This is a genomic window from Gottfriedia solisilvae (assembly GCF_002128405.1).
GTDB lineage: Bacteria > Bacillota > Bacilli > Bacillales > Bacillaceae_G > Gottfriedia > Gottfriedia solisilvae.
This window is the reverse complement of the sequence record NZ_NETJ01000007.1, coordinates 60,641-79,335: the sequence shown is the minus strand read 5'-3', so window position 1 is coordinate 79,335 and position 18,695 is coordinate 60,641. Positions and strand designations below refer to the sequence as shown.

The following is an 18,695-nucleotide window of genomic DNA, read 5'->3' as shown; positions in this document are numbered from 1 at the left end:
TTATTCGAGAAATGACCAAATAGTAAGAGGTTGGAAATTATGAAAAAAGAAATTCATGAATTGTTTGATGATCTCAATTTATTTGCAGAACAAATCGCAAATGTAAGCATGACAAATTTATTGTTTGATGTATATGAATTTAAAGAAAACGCAATGCAAGTAAACTTGATTTTCACAGAAAAAGGTAAATTTGATAATGTTCAAACGGCATTTTCTGCATTATTTAAAAAGGAATTGTTCGATGTAGAGGAATGGGATATTAATGATGAGCCAAGGCCTTCAGATGAAGAATGGAAAACGGCACTTAAAAATGTATGGATTAATACATATTATCCGAGTGCAAGTATTTGCATAGAGACAATAAAGAAAGATGATTTTATACGTAGGTTTAAAAATGATTTAGTTGCGGTTAATGCCCCAAAAACAGCTATAAGAGAACTTTTAAAAAGATTAGAACATTTTGAAACAATACAAGTGAAAAAAGGGTATATTTATGATTACATATTCGGACAATCCGAAAACCATTACTTTTTGTTTGAGTGGGGAATCTATAATTGATTCGCACTCGCTAATCGTAATCTTCTACAACTAACTGGCGCGTTAGCTTAATAAAACTAAGGATTAAGTAGTAGGTTTCATTTGGGAAAGAATTAAAGGGGGAATAATTATGGGGAATTTAAATTATGAGGAAAAAGAGGCGATTTTGGATTTTTTCGGCAAATTAGTTATTGAAAATGTTAGAGATAGAGATTTAAGTATTTCAATGGAAATCGCGAACGGAACAACTGTTAATCCAATAAAGAAAGAACAATACAAGGCATTGTCAACTTTGAATGAAGAACAAAAGGAAGCAGTTTGTGACCTTTTATCGGAAACAATTACATCCACAATTTTTAATTTTCTGGACATGATTGAAGTAAATAATGAAAAAATGAAACTTCTGGTGTGTATAGATGGAATTGATCATGATTTATGTAAAATTAGTGAAAAAATGGGTAGTGAAATTGCGTTTGATGATGAGGATGGTTGGATTCAAAAATTCTCAAGCATTGGAAGATTCGTTTAAAAGTAATTATGGAATTTTTAGTATATAGCCTTAAAGTGAAATGAAACGTATTCTTTATTGAACTAACTGGCGCGTTAGTTCAACAAAACGAGTTGCTTGCAGCTCGTTTTTTTATGGCAGTAAAGAGCACGTTAGTTGCATAGCGAGAGTCGCATTAGCGACTCTTTTTTATTTAAGTAGATTACAGTTGTCTTCAATAAGAAGGAAAACGTAAGTAATCCTTAGAATTAATTAATAATATCATTTTTAGAAGATAATTTATGAATTATATTATGGATTTAAGAAAAGTTCTCCTAATTATGACTGGTGCAAAATGTTATTTTATTAGATATAAAAGATATCTATCGTAAAATCAAAAAAGGAGGGATATTTTGAGACTAAAACCGTTTTTTATAGTGATATTAGCATTCTCTATCCTTTTAATAACAGGTTGTTCAAATAAAGTAGCTAAAGAAACTAAAAACAAAGACAGTGAATTTCCTCCATCTATGACAGGACTAATTCTTATTAACGGGATTGAGCATCAAATGGAAGATGGCAATTATAAATGGGAAAGAAAAAAAGGTTTGGGGACTGAAGTTGTGCTTACAGATCACGCATCTCCGTTTCAAATGGCAGAGAATATAGACTCAATTATTGTAAATCCAAATCAAAAAGTTGAAATTAAGATTGAAGAAAATCCAAATTTTAAAGTTTATTTATGGAATGAAAAAGGAAGAGAAAAAGAAATCAAACAAGATGCTAATCAAATAATCGTTCCATCAAGTAAAGGAAAGTACATCTATGAAGTCTTAGCAGAATGGACTAACGGAACAATTTCCTATACATTTGTTGTAGAAATTCATTAGTCACCAAAAATATAAAATTAAAACAATGAAAGTTATAACACTATTACAATACCTTGAACAACTAACTGGCGCGTTAGTTGAACATTAATTGACTACTTCGGTAGTCTATTTTTTTGCACTACCTGACGAATAGACGGCTTTAAAGAATAAAAGTAATACACAAATTGAAAATGAATAACTTATAGTATTAGAAGTAATTATGGGGGGGAGCCTTTGCTTTTTCATAAATTATCTAAAAAAGAAAAATATAATAGAGTAAAAAAAATTTGGCCATTGTACATTCTTGGTATTGGAGTTTTTTATTGGAAGCTAAATTTTTGGATTGCCTCACTAATAACTGTTATTTTAATTACCATAACACTGATACAATTAAATTTATTTAAGCAAGATACAACGGATAAAATCTAATACTCTCATAAGGGAGATTAGATGAAAGTATTTATTAAAGGTTGTTAAACTAACGACCGCTTTAGTCGAACAAAGATAGACTACTTCGGTGGTCTTTTTTTGTTGTATTTAATGACAGCATAATTGAAGAAGGATTATAGTCTCTACTAACCGAATAATTGATATAAAATATAACTTAATAAAGGGTTAGCTTTGGTCTAAATAATTAGATTTAAAGGGTGATTTGTATGGAATTTCTGTCAGAGGAAATATTGTTTGCATTAATTGACAAAGAACTTCCGATATTTGATAAAAAATTTAAAACAATAGATTTTCGAAAAAATGGATTTTCAAATGAAGAAAGGATATTAAATAGAATTATATTTGAAAATTGTCGATTTGATTATCTTGATTTAGGATTTGTGACCTTCGAAAATAGCCTAACATTTAAGCATTGTGTGATTAAAAATGGATTTTTTCATTCAGTGCATTTTAAAGGTGATTTAATTATCGAAAACTGTATTTTTGAAAAAGAAACAGATTTTAGTTGTGGTGAGATCTATTCCTCGTTTACTTTATTAAAAACAACCTTTAATCAATATGTTGATTTTTTCGATACTTTTTTCAATGGATAATCAGAAATAGTTGATTGTAAATTCAGACAAGGGACTAACCTTTTATCATGGAGGGGAGCATTTAAAGCTAACCCTACGATTATAGGTAACATTGGTAATTTAGATGTGGATTTAAATAAATAAATAAATAAATAAATAAATAAATAAATAAATAAAATTTTATTCTTATTCAACTAACTGGCGCGTTAGTTGAACATGAATAGCAGTTTAAATAAAACAAAATGGAGTGTTTTAAAAATAAAAGTGGCTTGTAATTAAGCCAACTTTAAATTGAGGTCAAAATAGATGAAAAAAACTATAATTTTTTTTATATTTATAATTTTGGTAGGTTACGGGATTTACAACATTAGCCAATTTACTGTCGAAAATAATAAAAGTTCAATTCAAACTAATGTAAAAATGTTTATAAATAGAGGTGAAGTGCGAAAACTGAATCCTCATATAATAGATATTGAACAAATTGGAGAATCTAATTCTTTCATCGCCTTATTTCAATTAAATAATAGTAGTATGGGATTTGCTCATCTTGAAAAAGGGTTAAATAATAAAATGAAGATATTAACAACTACTTATGGCGACGATAATAAAGTTTCTTATTCTGATATAAAAACAAACAATGGTAAATATATTGCTATTATCGGTATTAATAAAGGGTTAAATATAGATCATATTACTACAAAGTTAATGTATGAAAAATATACATATAATGTAAATGTTTCAAACGAAGAATACTTTATTAAATATAAAAAATTACCCCGAAAATTAAAAGATACATTTCCTGCGGATTTAATTTTATATGATAAAAAAGGCAATGTTCTTCCTTAACTTATGCAACTAACTGGCGCGTTAGTTGTATAGTGTGAGCAGCCTTTGGCTGTTCTTTTTTATTGGGGTACTGGCAGTATAGGTGAAGAAGGAAATTGTTCTTTTTTTACGAATTTTAATATTTGAAGGCATTTTTAAATTAAGGAGTGGTTAATTGTGTGTGGGATTAGAAACTAAACAAAGAGATCTAGATATTCCAAAACATCGTCAAAACATAATAAAGGAACTTGAACTAGATTTGATAAATGATAATAATGTATTAGCTGTTTTTTACGGAGGGTCAATAGCAAACCAAAACACTGATTTATATTCGGATATAGATCTTCGTATAGTGGTTAAAGATGAATTGTTTGAAGAATATAGATTAAATAAAAAACAGAGAGCAAAAAAATGGGGAAATGTTCTGTTTTTTGAAGACTTTCCATGGGCAACTTACAGTATTGCTCACTATGATTCATTTATAAAAGTTGATAGCTTTTACTATAAAACAAAACATATTCAACCATCAGTATGGCTTCAAAATATAAAAATTGTGCACGATATTACTGGATTGATGAAAACAGTATTAGAAAAATCAATGAGTTTATCTTATAAGCCAACTATCGAAGAAGTAGAAATATGGAGAGCAAAATTCTTTGCTTACGTTCACGAAGCATATAGAAGAATAATGAGAAAAGAAACATATTACGCACTCCATTGTTTAGATAACCTTCGTTTATCAATGACAACAGCCTGGTATATGGAAGCAGGAATTCACCCTAATACTTTCGGAGACTGGGCTAAATTAGAAGGTAAAAGAAGTAAACTAAGCGATTGGCAATTAGCACTACTAGAACAATGGTCTAGTAACAGGGAACCGGTTGAAATAATGAGTGCAATCAAAAGAATGCTTCCAGAATTTAAAAGAGTTCATAAAAGTTTATGTAATAAACTAGGTTTAGAAGAGGACCCTGAATGGGTAGATACAATACTTAATATGGTTTAATTTATAAATATTTCCATATTCAACTAACTGGCGCGTTAGTTGAAAAAAAATAGGCTGCAATGGCAGTCTATTTTTTTTGAATATAACTTTTATAGTAAATAAAAAGTTATATTCAAAAAAACAACAAAAAACCGATAGAGTAATAGGTGGTAAAAACTGAGGTTTATTATTTTCACAAACATTTCACTTGTTCCACTGAAAAACTTTTTACTTATTGAATTAAAGGAGAAAAAATGAAAAAATTGAAGATTTTTATCTTAATCGCATTAACTTCGATTCTGACATTATCAACTGTAGCTTGCGGAAAACCGATTCAACATCAGAAAAATAATAAAGAAACGAAAAGTAAATTCTCGGTCGAACAGATTTATGATCAAACAACAGAGACAATGAAGAAAATAACGAGCGTTTCGTTTAAAAAGATTACTGAAGAAAACAATAATGGTGGTTTGATACAAGTAACTGAATTGAATTCACAAATGACGATATCTCCTGAAGTAGCGCTATATGAAACGTTTTTATTTTCGGATATCTCATGTGATGAAACATGTGAAACAATAATAGAAAAAACGATTGTAGATGATCAATTTTTTTTTAATGTAGACGGAGAATGGAATACTGACATTTCTGGTATTGACGCAATCAATCAATTGCATGAGATGGTTGAGGAAAAAAGATTTCTGAGGCTTATTGATAAGCAGTATCTAAATGATGCGATTGTAATGGAAAATGATGAATCATATATTATCCGTATGGAAAAGGACAATAAGGAGTTAATAGATGTAATAGAAGATACCATTGGGACACAATTACTTCTAAATAAATCAGAAGAGTACGAATATGATGTGTCCAAATTAAAATACAAAGTCATTATTGATAAAAAGTCATATCATATCCTCGGAATTAATTCATCAATGAATCTTGTCGCTAAGAAAGGTAGTGAAGAAGTTAAGATTAAACTTGTTGAAAAATCAACAGATTTTGAATATAACAATGTAAATAAGATTAAAGTACCAGATATTCAATAAATTCTGAAGTAGTTAATGAACTAACTGGCGCGTTAATTGAAGAGTGTGAGCAGCCTTTGGCTGTTCTTTTTTATTGCAATAAGTGGCAGTAACGGATGCTGTTATTGAGTAAACTACAACCTATAAAAAAGGGGATGGGATTGTATAACCTCTTAATCCACTTGTTTCAAAAAGAGCTAAATTTTATAAAGAAAAAGCCAGGGAACTAAGTACAGGATTCTAACATTCCTATGATGTAAAGGAACAATTGGATCTGATTTTACGATTATTAATATATGACTCATCAGTAATATATTATTTTTAAAAAAACTTGAGTTTTCTTACCTAAGTAAAATATTGTATTATATCAATTTATTATTATTGGTTTTGAAGTGCGTTTATTTTTAATTATAAAAATATTTACAAGTTAGTTTTTATTGGATCTTAAAATATATTAATAATGTTTATTACAAAGGTAATAACAAATAAAGTAATAAACATAATAATAAAGAACATATAGTCTAATAGATTGTTTTTTTAAACGCCCAAAAAAGCTATATCTAGCAAGTAGTTTGAAAGGTTAGTAGGCAAAAGCTTGATATTAAAAATTACTTTATTCACTAACAAAATATCTATTAATCACTTTTTTGCAAAATTAACCGATTTATTAAACTATATAAAAGTTTTTATTAGTAATTAATCTATTAATTAATAACGATAGCCGATTTTTTTTATAAGAAAATGGATGATTTCTTATAAAATATAGGTGAATTTAGAGTGGAATATTAGGTTGCTGCCTTTATTATCAACGTATGTTTTCTATTAAATATATCAATAAAATAAAACTGCATGACAAATAGCCCTTTTTAGAGTGGGTACAGTAGCCCAGGCTTTAAAAAGAGCTGTTTTTTTATGTATTTTCAGTAAAGTTTTTATTTTTCTAGCCAGTTATAGAATGGTATATCGAATGTTTCCTTATTTGTATGTTCAGTTTTATCAATATCTTTGGCAACAAAAGGTACTTTATGACGATACATATCTTCTAATTTCTGCTCACTTAGAAGCTCACGATAATGTTTTCTGGCACCTATAAAGATTTCTTTCCACTCTGGTCGCTGATCAATTTCGTTTTGCAGGGATTGATTAAATTCTCGTAATAAATCAAACTTAGCTACATCGGTAGAGTGGTTTGAGTAATATTCAATATATGGTTTTAAAGATTCATTAATTACATTAACCTCTTCTTCATACTTAGTTAATTCTGCATCTCTATGTATCATGTATTCTTTTGTTAAACTTGAATCAAGATGAAACTCCAATGAGTCTAAACGAGCCTTCTCATCCAAGATTTTTTCCCATGACGAAGTAAACGTTAATACATCCTTCTTTAAAAGGGGGATAACGTAGTAGTTTGTAATATAGTTTGTCCATTCTTTTGTTTCATTTCTTTCGTAAAGTTCATTAAAGTGTTTCTCAAAATCTGCAGACTTATCCTTAAAATAGTTATGTAATGCCTTGCGATAGTATTTTATTCCTGCTGGCCCAAACTGATCAATCAGTTGCTTTTTAAACATATAGATTTGTTCAACAGCTTTATTTTTTTCATCTTCACCTTTGTATAAAAATGGTAATCTCCATCCATATTCACTAGCAATTTGGCGTAGATCAAGAATAGAAGCATCGATTTCATACTTAGTAAACTTAGCAGCAACTACTTCTGGCGCTAAGCGTAAACTTATTGTATGTGTACGTTTATTTGAAAAACGACGTTTACGTGTATCAAATTTTTCACAATGTGCGTCTAATAATTGTTCAGCATCTTCTCTATGTTTATTTAAAATGATTGAGCGCTTAATATTCTTTGATGTCTCACTGATCAAACTAATCTCAATATAACCTTGCTTAACCATATGTAATAAATGTTTTTTAATATCATAGTAGCCTTTATAATTTTCAAAAAGGATCTTCTCATTTTTATTTTTTTTATTTGCAAACATACGATTATAATATAAACGTTCAATATTAATAATATGTTCTTGACCAGGTAATCTTGAGCTAGTTAAGTAAAAGAACAGGTTTAAATTACGCTTTGATTCTTTACAAAACGTTTCATCTTGGAATAGTTGTAGTTGGGGGATATATTCATAAGAAGATGGCATTTTATTACCAGAATATATATATGTAGAATAAATTGTGCCATCCTGTACGCGTAGATAAGAGTTATTCATTAACTCGTCCCAAGCGGCATCAAATAAACTGAAAGTAAACAAAGAATTAGATTGCTGAAACTCTAGTTTCAATTGTTCCTTTGAAATAGTTAAACTATGATCAAGATCGAAATAAGGATACAAAAATAGCATAAGACGTTTTGCCTTAGTACTTAAATTTGTATATGTATTTGATTTAAAACTAGAAACTTTCAACATATTAATCTTTATCTCCTTTCGTTTATGACGTGATAATAAGTCTTCTAATATAACTATTATTGCTTGATATTTTTCTAGATTTGATGATTCTGTCAATATTTATCGAATTATCAACGTAAGTATATAATTTGTAAATAATTCATGTAAATAGCAATAAGTAGAGCGGAAAAATGGACATAAAATTACTTAAACCTTTATCTGATACAGGATTTACATAGAAAATTACTAAAATAAGGTAAAAAATTTTCTAAAGTAGAGCGGAAAAATGGACACAAAACGCATTTAGAGCGGAAAAGTGGACATAAAATCTAAAAAAAGGTTCTCAAAATATAAAGTAGAGCGGAAAAATGGACATAAAATCGTGTTTAAAAATAGCTAATTTTTCAGATAATCTCTTCAAATACTAATGCAGTACATAAAAAATTCAAATATTCTATGGATTTTAAGAAAAACAGATAAAATAGAGCGGAAAAATGGACACAAAATATAAGTAGAGCGGAAAAGTGGACACAAATGTTACTTATATACTAATAGATAAAAAGATTTTGCAGGAAAATCGCATGAAAATGTGATGTTTTTTTAACAAATTAGTCATTCAGCACAAGTAGAGCGGAAATATGGACACAAAAAATGATTTATCCATAATTTTTTTGTGCACAAAAAAAGAACTTCTAATTTAGAAGTCCTTGTGGTTGAATATCTGATAATAGTTTTTTTGTTTCCTCTTTATATTTTAGTAAGGCTTGTAATTCTTGTTGGCTAACAGGATAAAAAGTAATATAGAAATTAACGCCTACACGTTCAAAAGACTTTACAATAGTATTTTTATCTTTAAGTTCTTCTAGGGCACGTTCAATAAATTTACAATTTTCTTTTATGGTTCCCTTTCTGAATGAGATCTTTTCAGAAAAATAGGAGTAAGAATACATTACAGTGCCAGTATCGTTTGTAATTCCTAATCTTTCTTTCTGTAACATGAATGCGAGACTAACAGCATCAGGTGATTCTAGTTTTTGAAGTTCTTTTGTATAGATATGTGTCACTTGTTCAGATACGATTTTCTCATAAAATTTTTCTGAGAAATATAGGAATACATTCCCTTGGTTCACGATATCATCGTCATCAGGAAACTTGATATCGAATAGGGATCGGATTTCTAGTCCTTTTCCGTCTTCTATAAAACTAAATTTTAAAGCTGCCATTTTAATCAATCGATCTACAATAGCTTTATAGTTTTTGGCATTATCAGATTTATATATGGCTTTCGTAACTTCACCTATATTTACAGTTAACCTTTTATGTGTATAAAACATAATATCTCTTTTCATGAGAGCAGTAGCGATTATATGGTCATCCTTAGTATCATATAGGGGGACACGTTTATTATTTAATTTAAGATCGTCCACATATGCTTTATCAATGTAAGTAACAATCTCTTTATTTTCCATTTTATATGTGTGTACATAATATGGTAATTCAGTTTGACCTTTAAGATTTTTAAAGCTTCCTATTCCATCGGAAACATACGGGTTATCAATTAAATAGTCTAACTTCATGCTAAATTTTTCATCTAATAAACTAGAGTCATTTAAAGCAATTGTACCTACAATAACTGCAACATCAATTTCTAATGCTTTTTGTTGCTGCAATTTGGTTCTTGTATTAAAGTAAGGGAAATCTGTAAGCATGAGACTTTCCTCTTCACACCAATCATTTATACTCAATTCAAGTTTAACACCATAATCAACTATTGAATCACAACCAAATACTTTATGAAACTCTTTAGGTTCGCTTAAAAATAATAATTCAGCTGCTTGTATAATTGAGCAAATACCTCTTTTTGATTTTTTCATCGCATAATTTTTTATCTCTTTTAACGAGCCATTTGCCCAACTATTTTTAGTTTGTCGTAAACGTTTTTTCTCATACCGTAATTGTTCGTTCATCTTAACGGCTTTTTTATATTTTTCATAATAGACATCATTTATATAGTCTTCAATTGTATAAGAGTTTTCGATAATGTACCTTTTAGCATTATCCGGAAGGCGCTCTACAACTTTTTTGATAAATTCATTAGAAACTAACTCTTTATTCATTATTTTCACCCCGTTTCATTAATTTTACCATTAGTACATAGCAAATCAATGGTTGGAAGAATTTGATACAAAAAAAATTTACTATTAAACTAGTAGAATTTTGATCCGCAATTTTATGACGATATTGATGTTGAAAGAAAAAAGTAAATAAATTAATAAGACAACATATACATTTAAAAAGATTTACTTTTATGATTGATTAAAATGAAGTTTTAATTCACTAAAGTTGTTTATTCTTCATGGTTTCCATAATTTTTTACTTTGTTAAAAAACTAGTTTTTATTGTATACTTTCACAATTATAGTTATAATATAAATGATTTAGATGGAATCATAATACGATTGTTATGACTCTATCCATATTAATTAACTTATAATTGGATTGGTATATTAGTAAGATGTGCTAATGAACTATTCCACCATGAAGACAAAATACCTATTTGCTAGGTAAATGTCGTCATGGTGGATTTTTTTATGTCCAAAAAGGGGGAGAACCATGAACGAAAACATGGTTAATATTACAATCGATGGCAAAGAGTACATTGCCGAGCAAGGTTCAACGATCTTGCAAATTATTAATAAAAATAGCATTGAGCATCCTCAAATTTGTTATGTTCCTGAAGTGGATCCAATTCAAACTTGTGATACTTGTATTGTTGAGATTGATGGAAAACTAACTCGTTCTTGTTCCACAATAGCTACTAGTGGAATGAACATTCAATTGGCATCACCTAAAGCAAGGGAAGCTCAAACCGAAGCGATGGACCGCTTATTGGAAAATCATTTGCTTTATTGCACAGTATGTGACAACAACAATGGAAATTGTAAATTGCATAATACAGTCGAGCAAATGGGAATTGAACATCAAAAATATCCATATGAACCGAAAGTTGATGCGAGTGAAGTGGATATGTCTCATCCATTCTACCGTTATGATCCAAATCAATGTATCGCATGCGGTCAGTGCGTAGAAGTATGTCAAAATCTCCAAGTAAATGAAACATTATCAATTGATTGGGAGGCTGAACGTCCACGTGTAATTTGGGACGACCGCACTTCAATAAATGATTCCTCATGTGTAAGCTGTGGTCAGTGTGTAACAATCTGTCCGTGTAACGCATTAATGGAAAAATCAATGCTGGGTGAAGCTGGATTTATGACTGGATTGAAAGAAGATGTACTAAATCCAATGATTGATTTAGTGAAGGAAGTAGAACCAGGGTATAGTGGCATTTTTGCAGTTTCAGAAGTAGAAGCAGCTATGCGTGAAACTAGAACGAAAAAGACAAAAACAGTTTGTACTTTTTGTGGTGTTGGATGTACTTTCGAAGTTTGGACAAAAGATCGTAAAATTCTTAAAGTACAACCAAGTTCTGATGCTCCAGTAAATGCTATTTCAACCTGTGTAAAAGGAAAGTTTGGTTGGGATTTCGTAAATTCTGAAGAACGTATAACAAAACCTTTAATTCGAAAAGATGGTATCTTCGTTGAATCAAGCTGGGATGAAGCACTAGATTTAGTCGCAAGTAAATTGGGATCTATTAAAGAGCAATATGGTAAAGGTTCTGTAGGGTTTATCTCATCATCTAAAATTACAAATGAAGAAAACTATGTAATACAGAAGTTAGCAAGACAAGTATTTGAAACTAATAATGTTGATAATTGTTCACGTTATTGCCAATCACCTGCAACTGATGGATTATTCCGAACAGTTGGTATGGGCGGTGATGCAGGTACAATTAAAGATATTGCCAAAGCTGGTCTAGTTATTATCGTCGGAGCGAATCCGGCAGAGGGACATCCCGTATTAGCTACACGTGTTAAGAGAGCACACAAACTTCATGGACAAAAACTTGTGGTTGCAGATCTTCGTAAAAACGAAATGGCAGAGCGCTCAGATATATTTATTAGTCCGAAGCAAGGAACTGACCAAGTTTGGCTGATGGCAGTCACGAAATATATGATCGACAAAGGTTGGCATGATCAAGACTTCATTGACGAAAATGTTAACTTCTTTAACGATTTTAGAGAAGTCCTTGAGAAATATACTCTCGAATATGCTGAAAATGTAACTAACATTTCTAAAGATACGTTAATTCAAATAGCTGAAATGATTCATGAAGCAGACGGTACTTGTATTTTGTGGGGGATGGGAGTTACACAAAATACTGGTGGTTCGGACACTTCTGCAGCCATTTCGAACTTATTACTTGCAACAGGAAATTATCGACGTCCAGGTGCAGGTGCATATCCACTAAGAGGTCATAATAATGTTCAAGGTGCATGTGATATGGGGTCTCTTCCAGGATGGCTTCCAGGATATCAACACGTCACTGATGACGCAGCCCGTAAAAAATTTGAAAATGCATATGGGGTGGAAATCGAAGGAAAGCCTGGTCTTGATAATATACAAATGCTTCATGCGATAGAAAAAGGTGACATGAAGGCTATGTATCTAGTTGGTGAAGATATGGCACTTGTAGATTCGAACGCAAACCACGTGCATGAGGTTTTATCTAGCTTAGATTTCTTCGTAGTTCAAGATATATTCCTTTCTAAGACGGCGCAATATGCAGATGTCATCTTGCCTGCAGCACCATCACTTGAAAAAGAAGGTACATTTACTAATACAGAACGTCGTGTACAAAGATTGTATCAAGCTCTTCCAACACTTGGTGAATCTAAACCTGACTGGTGGATTGTTCAAGAAATTGCAAATCGTTTAGGCGCTAATTGGAACTATAGTCACCCAAGTGATATTTTTACAGAAATGGCAAGTCTGTCACCTATCTTCGCTCAAGCAAGTTATGACGTAATTGAAGATTGGAACAGTTTTCATTGGGGAAGTTTAGATGGAGCAAATACACCACTTCTTTTTGTGGATGGATTTAATTTTCCAGATAAAAAAGCTCGTTTTGCTTTATCAGACTGGGTGTTACCTGCTGAATTCCCTGAAGAATATGATCTTTATATAAATAATGGTCGTCTACTAGAACATTTCCATGAAGGAAACATGACAAATAAATCAACTGGTATTCAATTAAAAGTACCTGAAATATTTGTAGAAGTTTCGCCTGAGCTTGCGAGGGAACGTGGAATTAAAGACGGCTCACTTGTTCGTTTAGTTTCACCATTTGGAGCATTAAAATTACCTGCACTCGTAACTGATAGAGTAAAAGCGAATGAGCTCTTTTTACCAATGAACTCAACAAGCAAAGATTCGGCAATAAATTTCTTAACAGGTCCAGCAGTAGACCGTCGTACAAATACACCTGCATACAAACAAACACGGGTAAGAATGGAAGTAATTCGAGTAGATGGTGAGAGTCCAATGCCTAAGTCGAACCCGCGCAACAAAAAACGCCATCCTCAAAATGGTGTTGAGGTACAGCGTAAGTGGGATCGTCCAGGTTATGTCCACTTAACTAATAACTAGAAGGGGGATAAATATATGGCACAACCTATCTCTACTATTCAAAAGAATATACCAACTAAAGAAGAACAAAATGAACAAAAGCTAAAAGATTTAAAGCTACTATTAACAGATAACGAAGAAGCACTAAATCAAATATTTAATCTAATTTCGGATTTAAATGACATCGGTGTACTTGAGGCAGCAAATTCAATGCTTCAGGCAAAAGAAAAGATTGCGAAAATTGCATTAGGACAAGTAACACGTGAACCAGTAACAAATTTAATAAATAATTTGATGGGTGCTGCGGGAGCTTTAACTAGTATCGACCCAGAGTTGACTAAAAAGCTATTAAATAGTGTAACAATAGGAATGGATGAGGGAAGTAAGCACTTAGAAAAAGATGAGAAAGTTGGAGTACTGGATTTAGTAAAAGTTTTAAAAGATCCAGACATCAATCGTGCGATCGGATTTGGTCTTCACTTTTTAAAGGGTATGGGAAAAGGATTAAAAGAAGAGTAAAGCTTACTACTGTCTCATTTTTGTATTACAAGTTAGAAAATATGATTCAAGGTGAGCCTTTCATTTGATTAAAACAATTGATTAACTGAAAGGTTCTTCTTTTTTATATAATTTAGAAGCATTATTTTTTGAATTTGAGGTGGAAACAAGATGTCGAAAATGGTACATGAGTTCAATGACATGATGAGAAAACTTCGTAAAGATTTGTTTGGTAAAGGACCAGAACGAATCAATACGGTGTTTATTGAAAATATGGCTATTTCTACTTTGTATGGGAATTTAACGCCAACTGAAAAATTTATTGCGGGAACATTGGACGGGGCGGAAATGGTCCACACTGCACGTACAAGAATGATTCAAGAAGTATATTCAACCAATCCTCCCGAGGGTTTAGAAGAACTTGTTGGGGCAAAACTGGTGCATTTGTTTTCAGATATGAAAATAGAAGAGAATATAGCCATTTCAGTTTTTGTTTTTGATAAAAATATCACATGAAAGGGGAATCAGTCCGGTGCTACCTATAGAGTTAAGAAGAGAGATTCTCCGTTATGAAAATGGTAAGGTAAAGTATACAGATGACAGCATTGTAACCGAATATCCAGTAACTGTTAAAATTAATGGACAGGAATTTGTTACGATGGTATGTACTCCAGAGTACATTGAAGATATGGTTGTTGGATTTTTGGCATCTGAGGGTGTCATACGAAAGTATGCGGATTTAGAAAGTATATGGGTACAAGAAAAAGAAGGTTTTGTACACGTTAAGACAGAGAAAATAAATCCATTCTATAAGGATTTTCAAAGTAAAAGATACATTACATCATGTTGTGGGATGAGTAGACAAGGTTTTGTTTTTGTAAATGATGCGATGAATGCAAAAAAAATGAATGAAGTGAATGTTCAACTCACTTTTGACGATTGTTTTCGATTGATGAGCGAGATGCAACAGTCTGCAGTTACTTTTCATCATACTGGCGGTGTCCACAATGCAGCACTATGTGATGTAAATGGAATCGTACTGAATAGAATGGATATAGGCAGACACAATGCATTGGATAAAATTTATGGACATTGTTTGAAACATAATATTCGTATATCAGATAAAATCATTGTGTTTAGTGGCCGTTTATCTTCTGAAATATTACTAAAGGTTGCCAAAATTGGCTGTGAAGTAATATTAACAAAGTCAGCTCCTACTGAACTGGCTCTACAATTAGCAGAAGAATTGGGCATTACAACTGTTGGTTTTATTAGAAATCAATCGTTAAATGTTTATACCCATCCGAATAGAATACTAGATATTGAGAATAAAAAATGATAATGTGGATTTACTTTCTTTCTTGAATAACAAAATAAAAAAGTGAGGCAATGAATATGAAAAATGTTGCATTGGACAAACATCAACGGCCATTACAGGATTTACGTATTTCTGTTACCGATCGCTGCAATTTTCGTTGCCGTTATTGTATGCCGGAAGAAGTATTCGGTCCTGATTACACATTTTTACCAAAAGATAAAATCTTATCTTTTGAAGAAATTGAAAGACTAACAAGAATTTTTGTATCATTAGGAGTAAGAAAATTACGTATTACTGGTGGTGAACCATTATTACGTCGAGATCTTCCTGTACTGATCGAAAGACTTAACAAAATTGAAGGTGTAGAGGATATTGGTTTAACTACTAATGGTTCTTTACTCAAGAAGTTTGCAAAAGATTTATATAAAGCTGGTCTAACACGAGTAACAGTTAGTTTAGATTCATTAGAAGAAGAAAGATTTGCTTATTTAAATGGAAATAGAAGTAATGTGAAAACTGTACTAGAAGGAATACAAGCTGCTGCAGATGTTGGGCTCAAGGTAAAAATAAACATGGTCGTTCAAAAAGGCAAGAATGAACAAGATATTATTCCGATGGCTCAATATTTTAAAGAGAAAAAGCATATCCTTCGATTTATTGAATTTATGGATGTAGGAAACTACAATGGTTGGAGACTAGACGAGGTAATTTCAAAACAAACTATTATAGATATGATTAATGAAATTATGCCCTTGGAATCTAAAGAAGCTAATTATCTTGGAGAAGTAGCAACTCGATATAGTTATAAAGATAGTGATGATGAAGTTGGAATAATCTCTTCTGTGACAGATTCATTTTGCTCAACTTGTACTAGAGCACGTATTTCTGCTGAAGGAAGTTTATATACATGTTTATTTGCGACAAAAGGATATGATCTTAGAGAATTGATTCGTTCAGATCAGACAGATAAAGAAATTGAAACATATATACAATCTATATGGAGTAATCGTACAGATCGATATTCAGACGAGCGATTAAGTCATACAAAAAATCATAAATTAACTCAAAAAATTGAAATGTCCCATATTGGCGGTTAAAATATAATAGAGTCCACCAAAGTGTAGTGACGAAATAAATTTATATGCTAAATGGAGGATATACAAGTTCTGTGTATCTTTTCATATGATAAACAAAAGTGATGATTGATATCTCTGTAAGATTTGCAGAGAAATTAAGCAGCATTAAAAATTCCTTTGTTACGTAAGGAATTCTTAATGCTGCTTTTTTATTTGAAAAATGGAGGAGTTAATATGGCGTTTCATAAGCCAGAAAAAATTGCTAGACTTGTGGTGGAGGATGGCATTCAAAAAGTAAGACTCCCTTTATCTAAGATGCTAATGCTTGGCTTTTTGGGAGGAGCATTTATATCCTTAGGATTTTTATTATATATTAGGGTGATAGGAAATTTACCGCAAAATTGGGGAAGTCTTGTCAGCATAATAGGTGGTTCAGTTTTTCCAATTGGACTTATTTTAGTTGTTTTAGCAGGTGGAGAATTAGTTACAGGGAATATGTTATCTGTATCTATGGCACTTTATGCAAAAAAAATATCGTTGAAACATGTTGCCAGTAATTGGTTTTGGATAACGTTAGCCAATTTTGGTGGTGCACTTTTTGTAGCATATTTCTTCGGACATATTGTAGGATTAACTGAAAGTGGACCATATTTAACGAAAACGATATGGATCGCTCAAGAAAAATTACATGATTCATTTATTCAATCATTAATTTCCGCAATTGGTTGTAACTGGTTAGTATGCCTTGCGATTTGGCTAGCATATGGAGTAGAGGATTTTATCGGGAAAGTTTTGGGCATCTGGTTTCCAATTATGGCTATAGTGATAATGGGATTTCAGCAAGTAGTAGCAAACATGTTCATCATTTCAGCAGGTATATTTGCAGGAGAACTTTCGTGGATCGATTTCTCATCAAATATTATTCCAGTTTTTATTGGTAATGTAATTGGTGGGTCAGGATTCGTTGGTTTTACTTATTTTACTTGCTACAAAAAACAAAATAGTGAGGATATAAATAAGGTCTCCTTATATAAAACAGAGTTTTTAAAGTGAAGTATTTTTATAAAAAGTTAGAGAGGAGGATGTACTTTGTTAGATCGTTATTCACGTCAACAGCTGTTCGCACCAATAGGTGAAAATGGTCAAGAGAAGATTGGAAAGAAACATGTATTAATCATAGGAGCGGGAGCATTAGGGAGCTCAAGTGCAGAATCGCTAGTACGCGCAGGAATTGGTAAGTTAACTTTAATAGATCGAGACTATGTTGAATGGAGTAATTTGCAGAGACAACAACTCTACACTGAAGAGGATGCTTCAAAAAAATTACCAAAAGCGATTGCTGCCAAGCAACGCCTTAAAAGCATTAATGCTGATGTGATGATTGATGCCTTGGTGATGGATGCTAGAGCAGAAAATATGGATATTCTTTTAGATGGAATAGACGTCATTATTGACGCCACAGATAATTTTGATATTCGATTTATTATAAATGATTTATCCCAAAAATATAATATTCCTTGGATATATGGTTCTTGTGTAGGTAGTTATGGTATGTGTTGTACAATTTTGCCTGAAGATACACCTTGTTTAAATTGTATTTTAAAAAGTGTCCCAATTTCTGGAGCAACATGTGATACGGTCGGAATCATTAGTCCAACTGTACAGTTAGTAGCAGCTCACCAAGTTGTTGAAGCAATGAAAATTTTAGTAGAAGATTATTCATCTATTAATAAAAACTTTGTAACGTTTGACTTATGGAATAATCAACATCTTTCAATAAAAGTTGATAGACTTAAATCAGAAGAATGTCCTTCATGTGGAACAAATAAGACTTATCCTTATTTATCTTATGAAAACCAGACAAAAACAGAAACTCTTTGCGGGAGAAATACTGTTCAAATAAGACCATCTAAAGCTAATAATTACGATTTTGACACACTTGAGAAGCAATTGATGCAACATGGAAAAGTAGAACGTAATCCATATTTGCTATCTTGCCAATTACAAGAATATAGATTTGTAATGTTTCTAGATGGAAGAGTATTCATCCATGGTACAAATGATATTCAAATTGCAAAAAAACTATTTTACAGTTTGTTAGGTTAGTAGAAAGG

General features: G+C 31.4%; 17 protein-coding genes. 15 read left to right on the top strand and 2 right to left on the bottom strand.

Annotation, left to right across the window (positions count from 1 at the left end; translation table 11 throughout):
* Positions 1-39: 39 nt before the first annotated feature.
* The 8 genes from CAB05_RS19500 to CAB05_RS19465 all read left to right on the top strand — a co-directional run bounded on the left by CAB05_RS19500 (position 40) and on the right by CAB05_RS19465 (position 5,774).
* Positions 40-558 (top strand): hypothetical protein, encoded by a 519-nt coding sequence (locus tag CAB05_RS19500; protein ID WP_167374481.1) that lies wholly within the window; start codon positions 40-42, stop codon positions 556-558.
* A 109-nt stretch (positions 559-667) separates the two neighbouring features.
* Positions 668-1,066 carry a hypothetical protein gene (locus tag CAB05_RS19495; protein WP_088003303.1) on the top strand — a complete coding sequence of 133 codons (399 nt, stop codon included), beginning with the start codon at positions 668-670 and terminating at the stop codon, positions 1,064-1,066.
* A gap of 371 nt (positions 1,067-1,437) precedes the next feature.
* Positions 1,438-1,914 carry an outer membrane protein assembly factor BamD gene (locus tag CAB05_RS19490; RefSeq protein WP_088003300.1) on the top strand — a complete coding sequence of 159 codons (477 nt, stop codon included), beginning with the start codon at positions 1,438-1,440 and terminating at the stop codon, positions 1,912-1,914.
* Between the two features lie 213 nt (positions 1,915-2,127).
* Entirely contained in the window at positions 2,128-2,322 is a 195-nt protein-coding gene (locus CAB05_RS19485; protein ID WP_088003297.1) for a hypothetical protein, read from the top strand.
* Between the two features lie 227 nt (positions 2,323-2,549).
* Complete coding sequence (locus CAB05_RS19480; RefSeq protein ID WP_088003294.1) at positions 2,550-2,936, top strand: hypothetical protein; 387 nt, start codon at positions 2,550-2,552, stop codon at positions 2,934-2,936.
* A 285-nt stretch (positions 2,937-3,221) separates the two neighbouring features.
* Positions 3,222-3,761, top strand: a complete 540-nt coding sequence (locus CAB05_RS19475) for a hypothetical protein (protein ID WP_088003290.1) — start codon at positions 3,222-3,224, stop codon at positions 3,759-3,761.
* A gap of 160 nt (positions 3,762-3,921) precedes the next feature.
* Positions 3,922-4,746: a nucleotidyltransferase domain-containing protein gene (locus tag CAB05_RS19470; RefSeq protein ID WP_088003479.1), complete on the top strand. Its 825-nt coding sequence runs from the start codon at positions 3,922-3,924 to the stop codon at positions 4,744-4,746.
* A gap of 233 nt (positions 4,747-4,979) precedes the next feature.
* Positions 4,980-5,774, top strand: a complete 795-nt coding sequence (locus tag CAB05_RS19465; RefSeq protein ID WP_088003269.1) for a DUF6612 family protein — start codon at positions 4,980-4,982, stop codon at positions 5,772-5,774.
* Between the two features lie 911 nt (positions 5,775-6,685).
* Here CAB05_RS19465 and CAB05_RS19460 read toward each other — a convergent pair.
* Entirely contained in the window at positions 6,686-8,179 is a 1,494-nt protein-coding gene (locus CAB05_RS19460) for a hypothetical protein (RefSeq protein WP_088003266.1), read from the bottom strand.
* Positions 8,180-8,850: 671 nt separating this feature from the next.
* On the bottom strand, positions 8,851-10,275 hold the full coding sequence (locus CAB05_RS19455; protein WP_088003263.1) for a hypothetical protein: 1,425 nt from the start codon (positions 10,273-10,275) through the stop codon (positions 8,851-8,853).
* Between the two features lie 495 nt (positions 10,276-10,770).
* Here CAB05_RS19455 and fdhF point away from each other — a divergent pair, with 495 nt between their 5' ends.
* The 7 genes from fdhF (at position 10,771) to CAB05_RS19420 (ending at position 18,687) form a co-directional block, all read left to right on the top strand.
* Entirely contained in the window at positions 10,771-13,710 is a 2,940-nt protein-coding gene (fdhF, locus tag CAB05_RS19450) for a formate dehydrogenase subunit alpha (protein WP_088003259.1), read from the top strand.
* A gap of 15 nt (positions 13,711-13,725) precedes the next feature.
* Positions 13,726-14,208 carry a helical membrane plugin domain-containing protein gene (locus CAB05_RS19445; RefSeq protein WP_088003256.1) on the top strand — a complete coding sequence of 161 codons (483 nt, stop codon included), beginning with the start codon at positions 13,726-13,728 and terminating at the stop codon, positions 14,206-14,208.
* Between the two features lie 150 nt (positions 14,209-14,358).
* The gene (locus tag CAB05_RS19440; RefSeq protein ID WP_088003253.1) at positions 14,359-14,703 is read left to right on the top strand and encodes a Na-translocating system protein MpsC family protein; all 345 of its coding nucleotides are present in this window, start codon (positions 14,359-14,361) and stop codon (positions 14,701-14,703) included.
* A gap of 16 nt (positions 14,704-14,719) precedes the next feature.
* On the top strand, positions 14,720-15,526 hold the full coding sequence (gene fdhD / locus CAB05_RS19435) for a formate dehydrogenase accessory sulfurtransferase FdhD (protein WP_088003249.1): 807 nt from the start codon (positions 14,720-14,722) through the stop codon (positions 15,524-15,526).
* 56 nt (positions 15,527-15,582) lie between these two features.
* On the top strand, positions 15,583-16,602 hold the full coding sequence (gene moaA / locus CAB05_RS19430) for a GTP 3',8-cyclase MoaA (protein ID WP_088003246.1): 1,020 nt from the start codon (positions 15,583-15,585) through the stop codon (positions 16,600-16,602).
* Positions 16,603-16,815: 213 nt separating this feature from the next.
* Entirely contained in the window at positions 16,816-17,634 is an 819-nt protein-coding gene (locus CAB05_RS19425) for a formate channel (protein WP_088003243.1), read from the top strand.
* Positions 17,635-17,670: 36 nt separating this feature from the next.
* Positions 17,671-18,687, top strand: a complete 1,017-nt coding sequence (locus tag CAB05_RS19420; protein WP_088003240.1) for a molybdopterin-synthase adenylyltransferase MoeB — start codon at positions 17,671-17,673, stop codon at positions 18,685-18,687.
* Positions 18,688-18,695 lie beyond the last annotated feature (8 nt).

What these genes read in the sequence shown, in the direction of transcription:
- CAB05_RS19495 (WP_088003303.1), top strand. Translation starts at nt 668, where the DNA reads ATGGGGAATTTAAATTATGAGGAAAAAGAGGCGATTTTGGATTTTTTC.
- moaA (WP_088003246.1), top strand. Translation starts at nt 15,583, where the DNA reads ATGAAAAATGTTGCATTGGACAAACATCAACGGCCATTACAGGATTTA.
- CAB05_RS19465 (WP_088003269.1), top strand. Translation starts at nt 4,980, where the DNA reads ATGAAAAAATTGAAGATTTTTATCTTAATCGCATTAACTTCGATTCTG.
- CAB05_RS19480 (WP_088003294.1), top strand. Translation starts at nt 2,550, where the DNA reads ATGGAATTTCTGTCAGAGGAAATATTGTTTGCATTAATTGACAAAGAA.
- CAB05_RS19500 (WP_167374481.1), top strand. Translation starts at nt 40, where the DNA reads ATGAAAAAAGAAATTCATGAATTGTTTGATGATCTCAATTTATTTGCA.
- CAB05_RS19475 (WP_088003290.1), top strand. Translation starts at nt 3,222, where the DNA reads ATGAAAAAAACTATAATTTTTTTTATATTTATAATTTTGGTAGGTTAC.
- fdhF (WP_088003259.1), top strand. Translation starts at nt 10,771, where the DNA reads ATGAACGAAAACATGGTTAATATTACAATCGATGGCAAAGAGTACATT.
- CAB05_RS19440 (WP_088003253.1), top strand. Translation starts at nt 14,359, where the DNA reads ATGTCGAAAATGGTACATGAGTTCAATGACATGATGAGAAAACTTCGT.
- CAB05_RS19425 (WP_088003243.1), top strand. Translation starts at nt 16,816, where the DNA reads ATGGCGTTTCATAAGCCAGAAAAAATTGCTAGACTTGTGGTGGAGGAT.
- CAB05_RS19460 (WP_088003266.1), bottom strand. Translation starts at nt 8,179, where the DNA reads ATGTTGAAAGTTTCTAGTTTTAAATCAAATACATATACAAATTTAAGT.
- CAB05_RS19445 (WP_088003256.1), top strand. Translation starts at nt 13,726, where the DNA reads ATGGCACAACCTATCTCTACTATTCAAAAGAATATACCAACTAAAGAA.
- CAB05_RS19455 (WP_088003263.1), bottom strand. Translation starts at nt 10,275, where the DNA reads ATGAATAAAGAGTTAGTTTCTAATGAATTTATCAAAAAAGTTGTAGAG.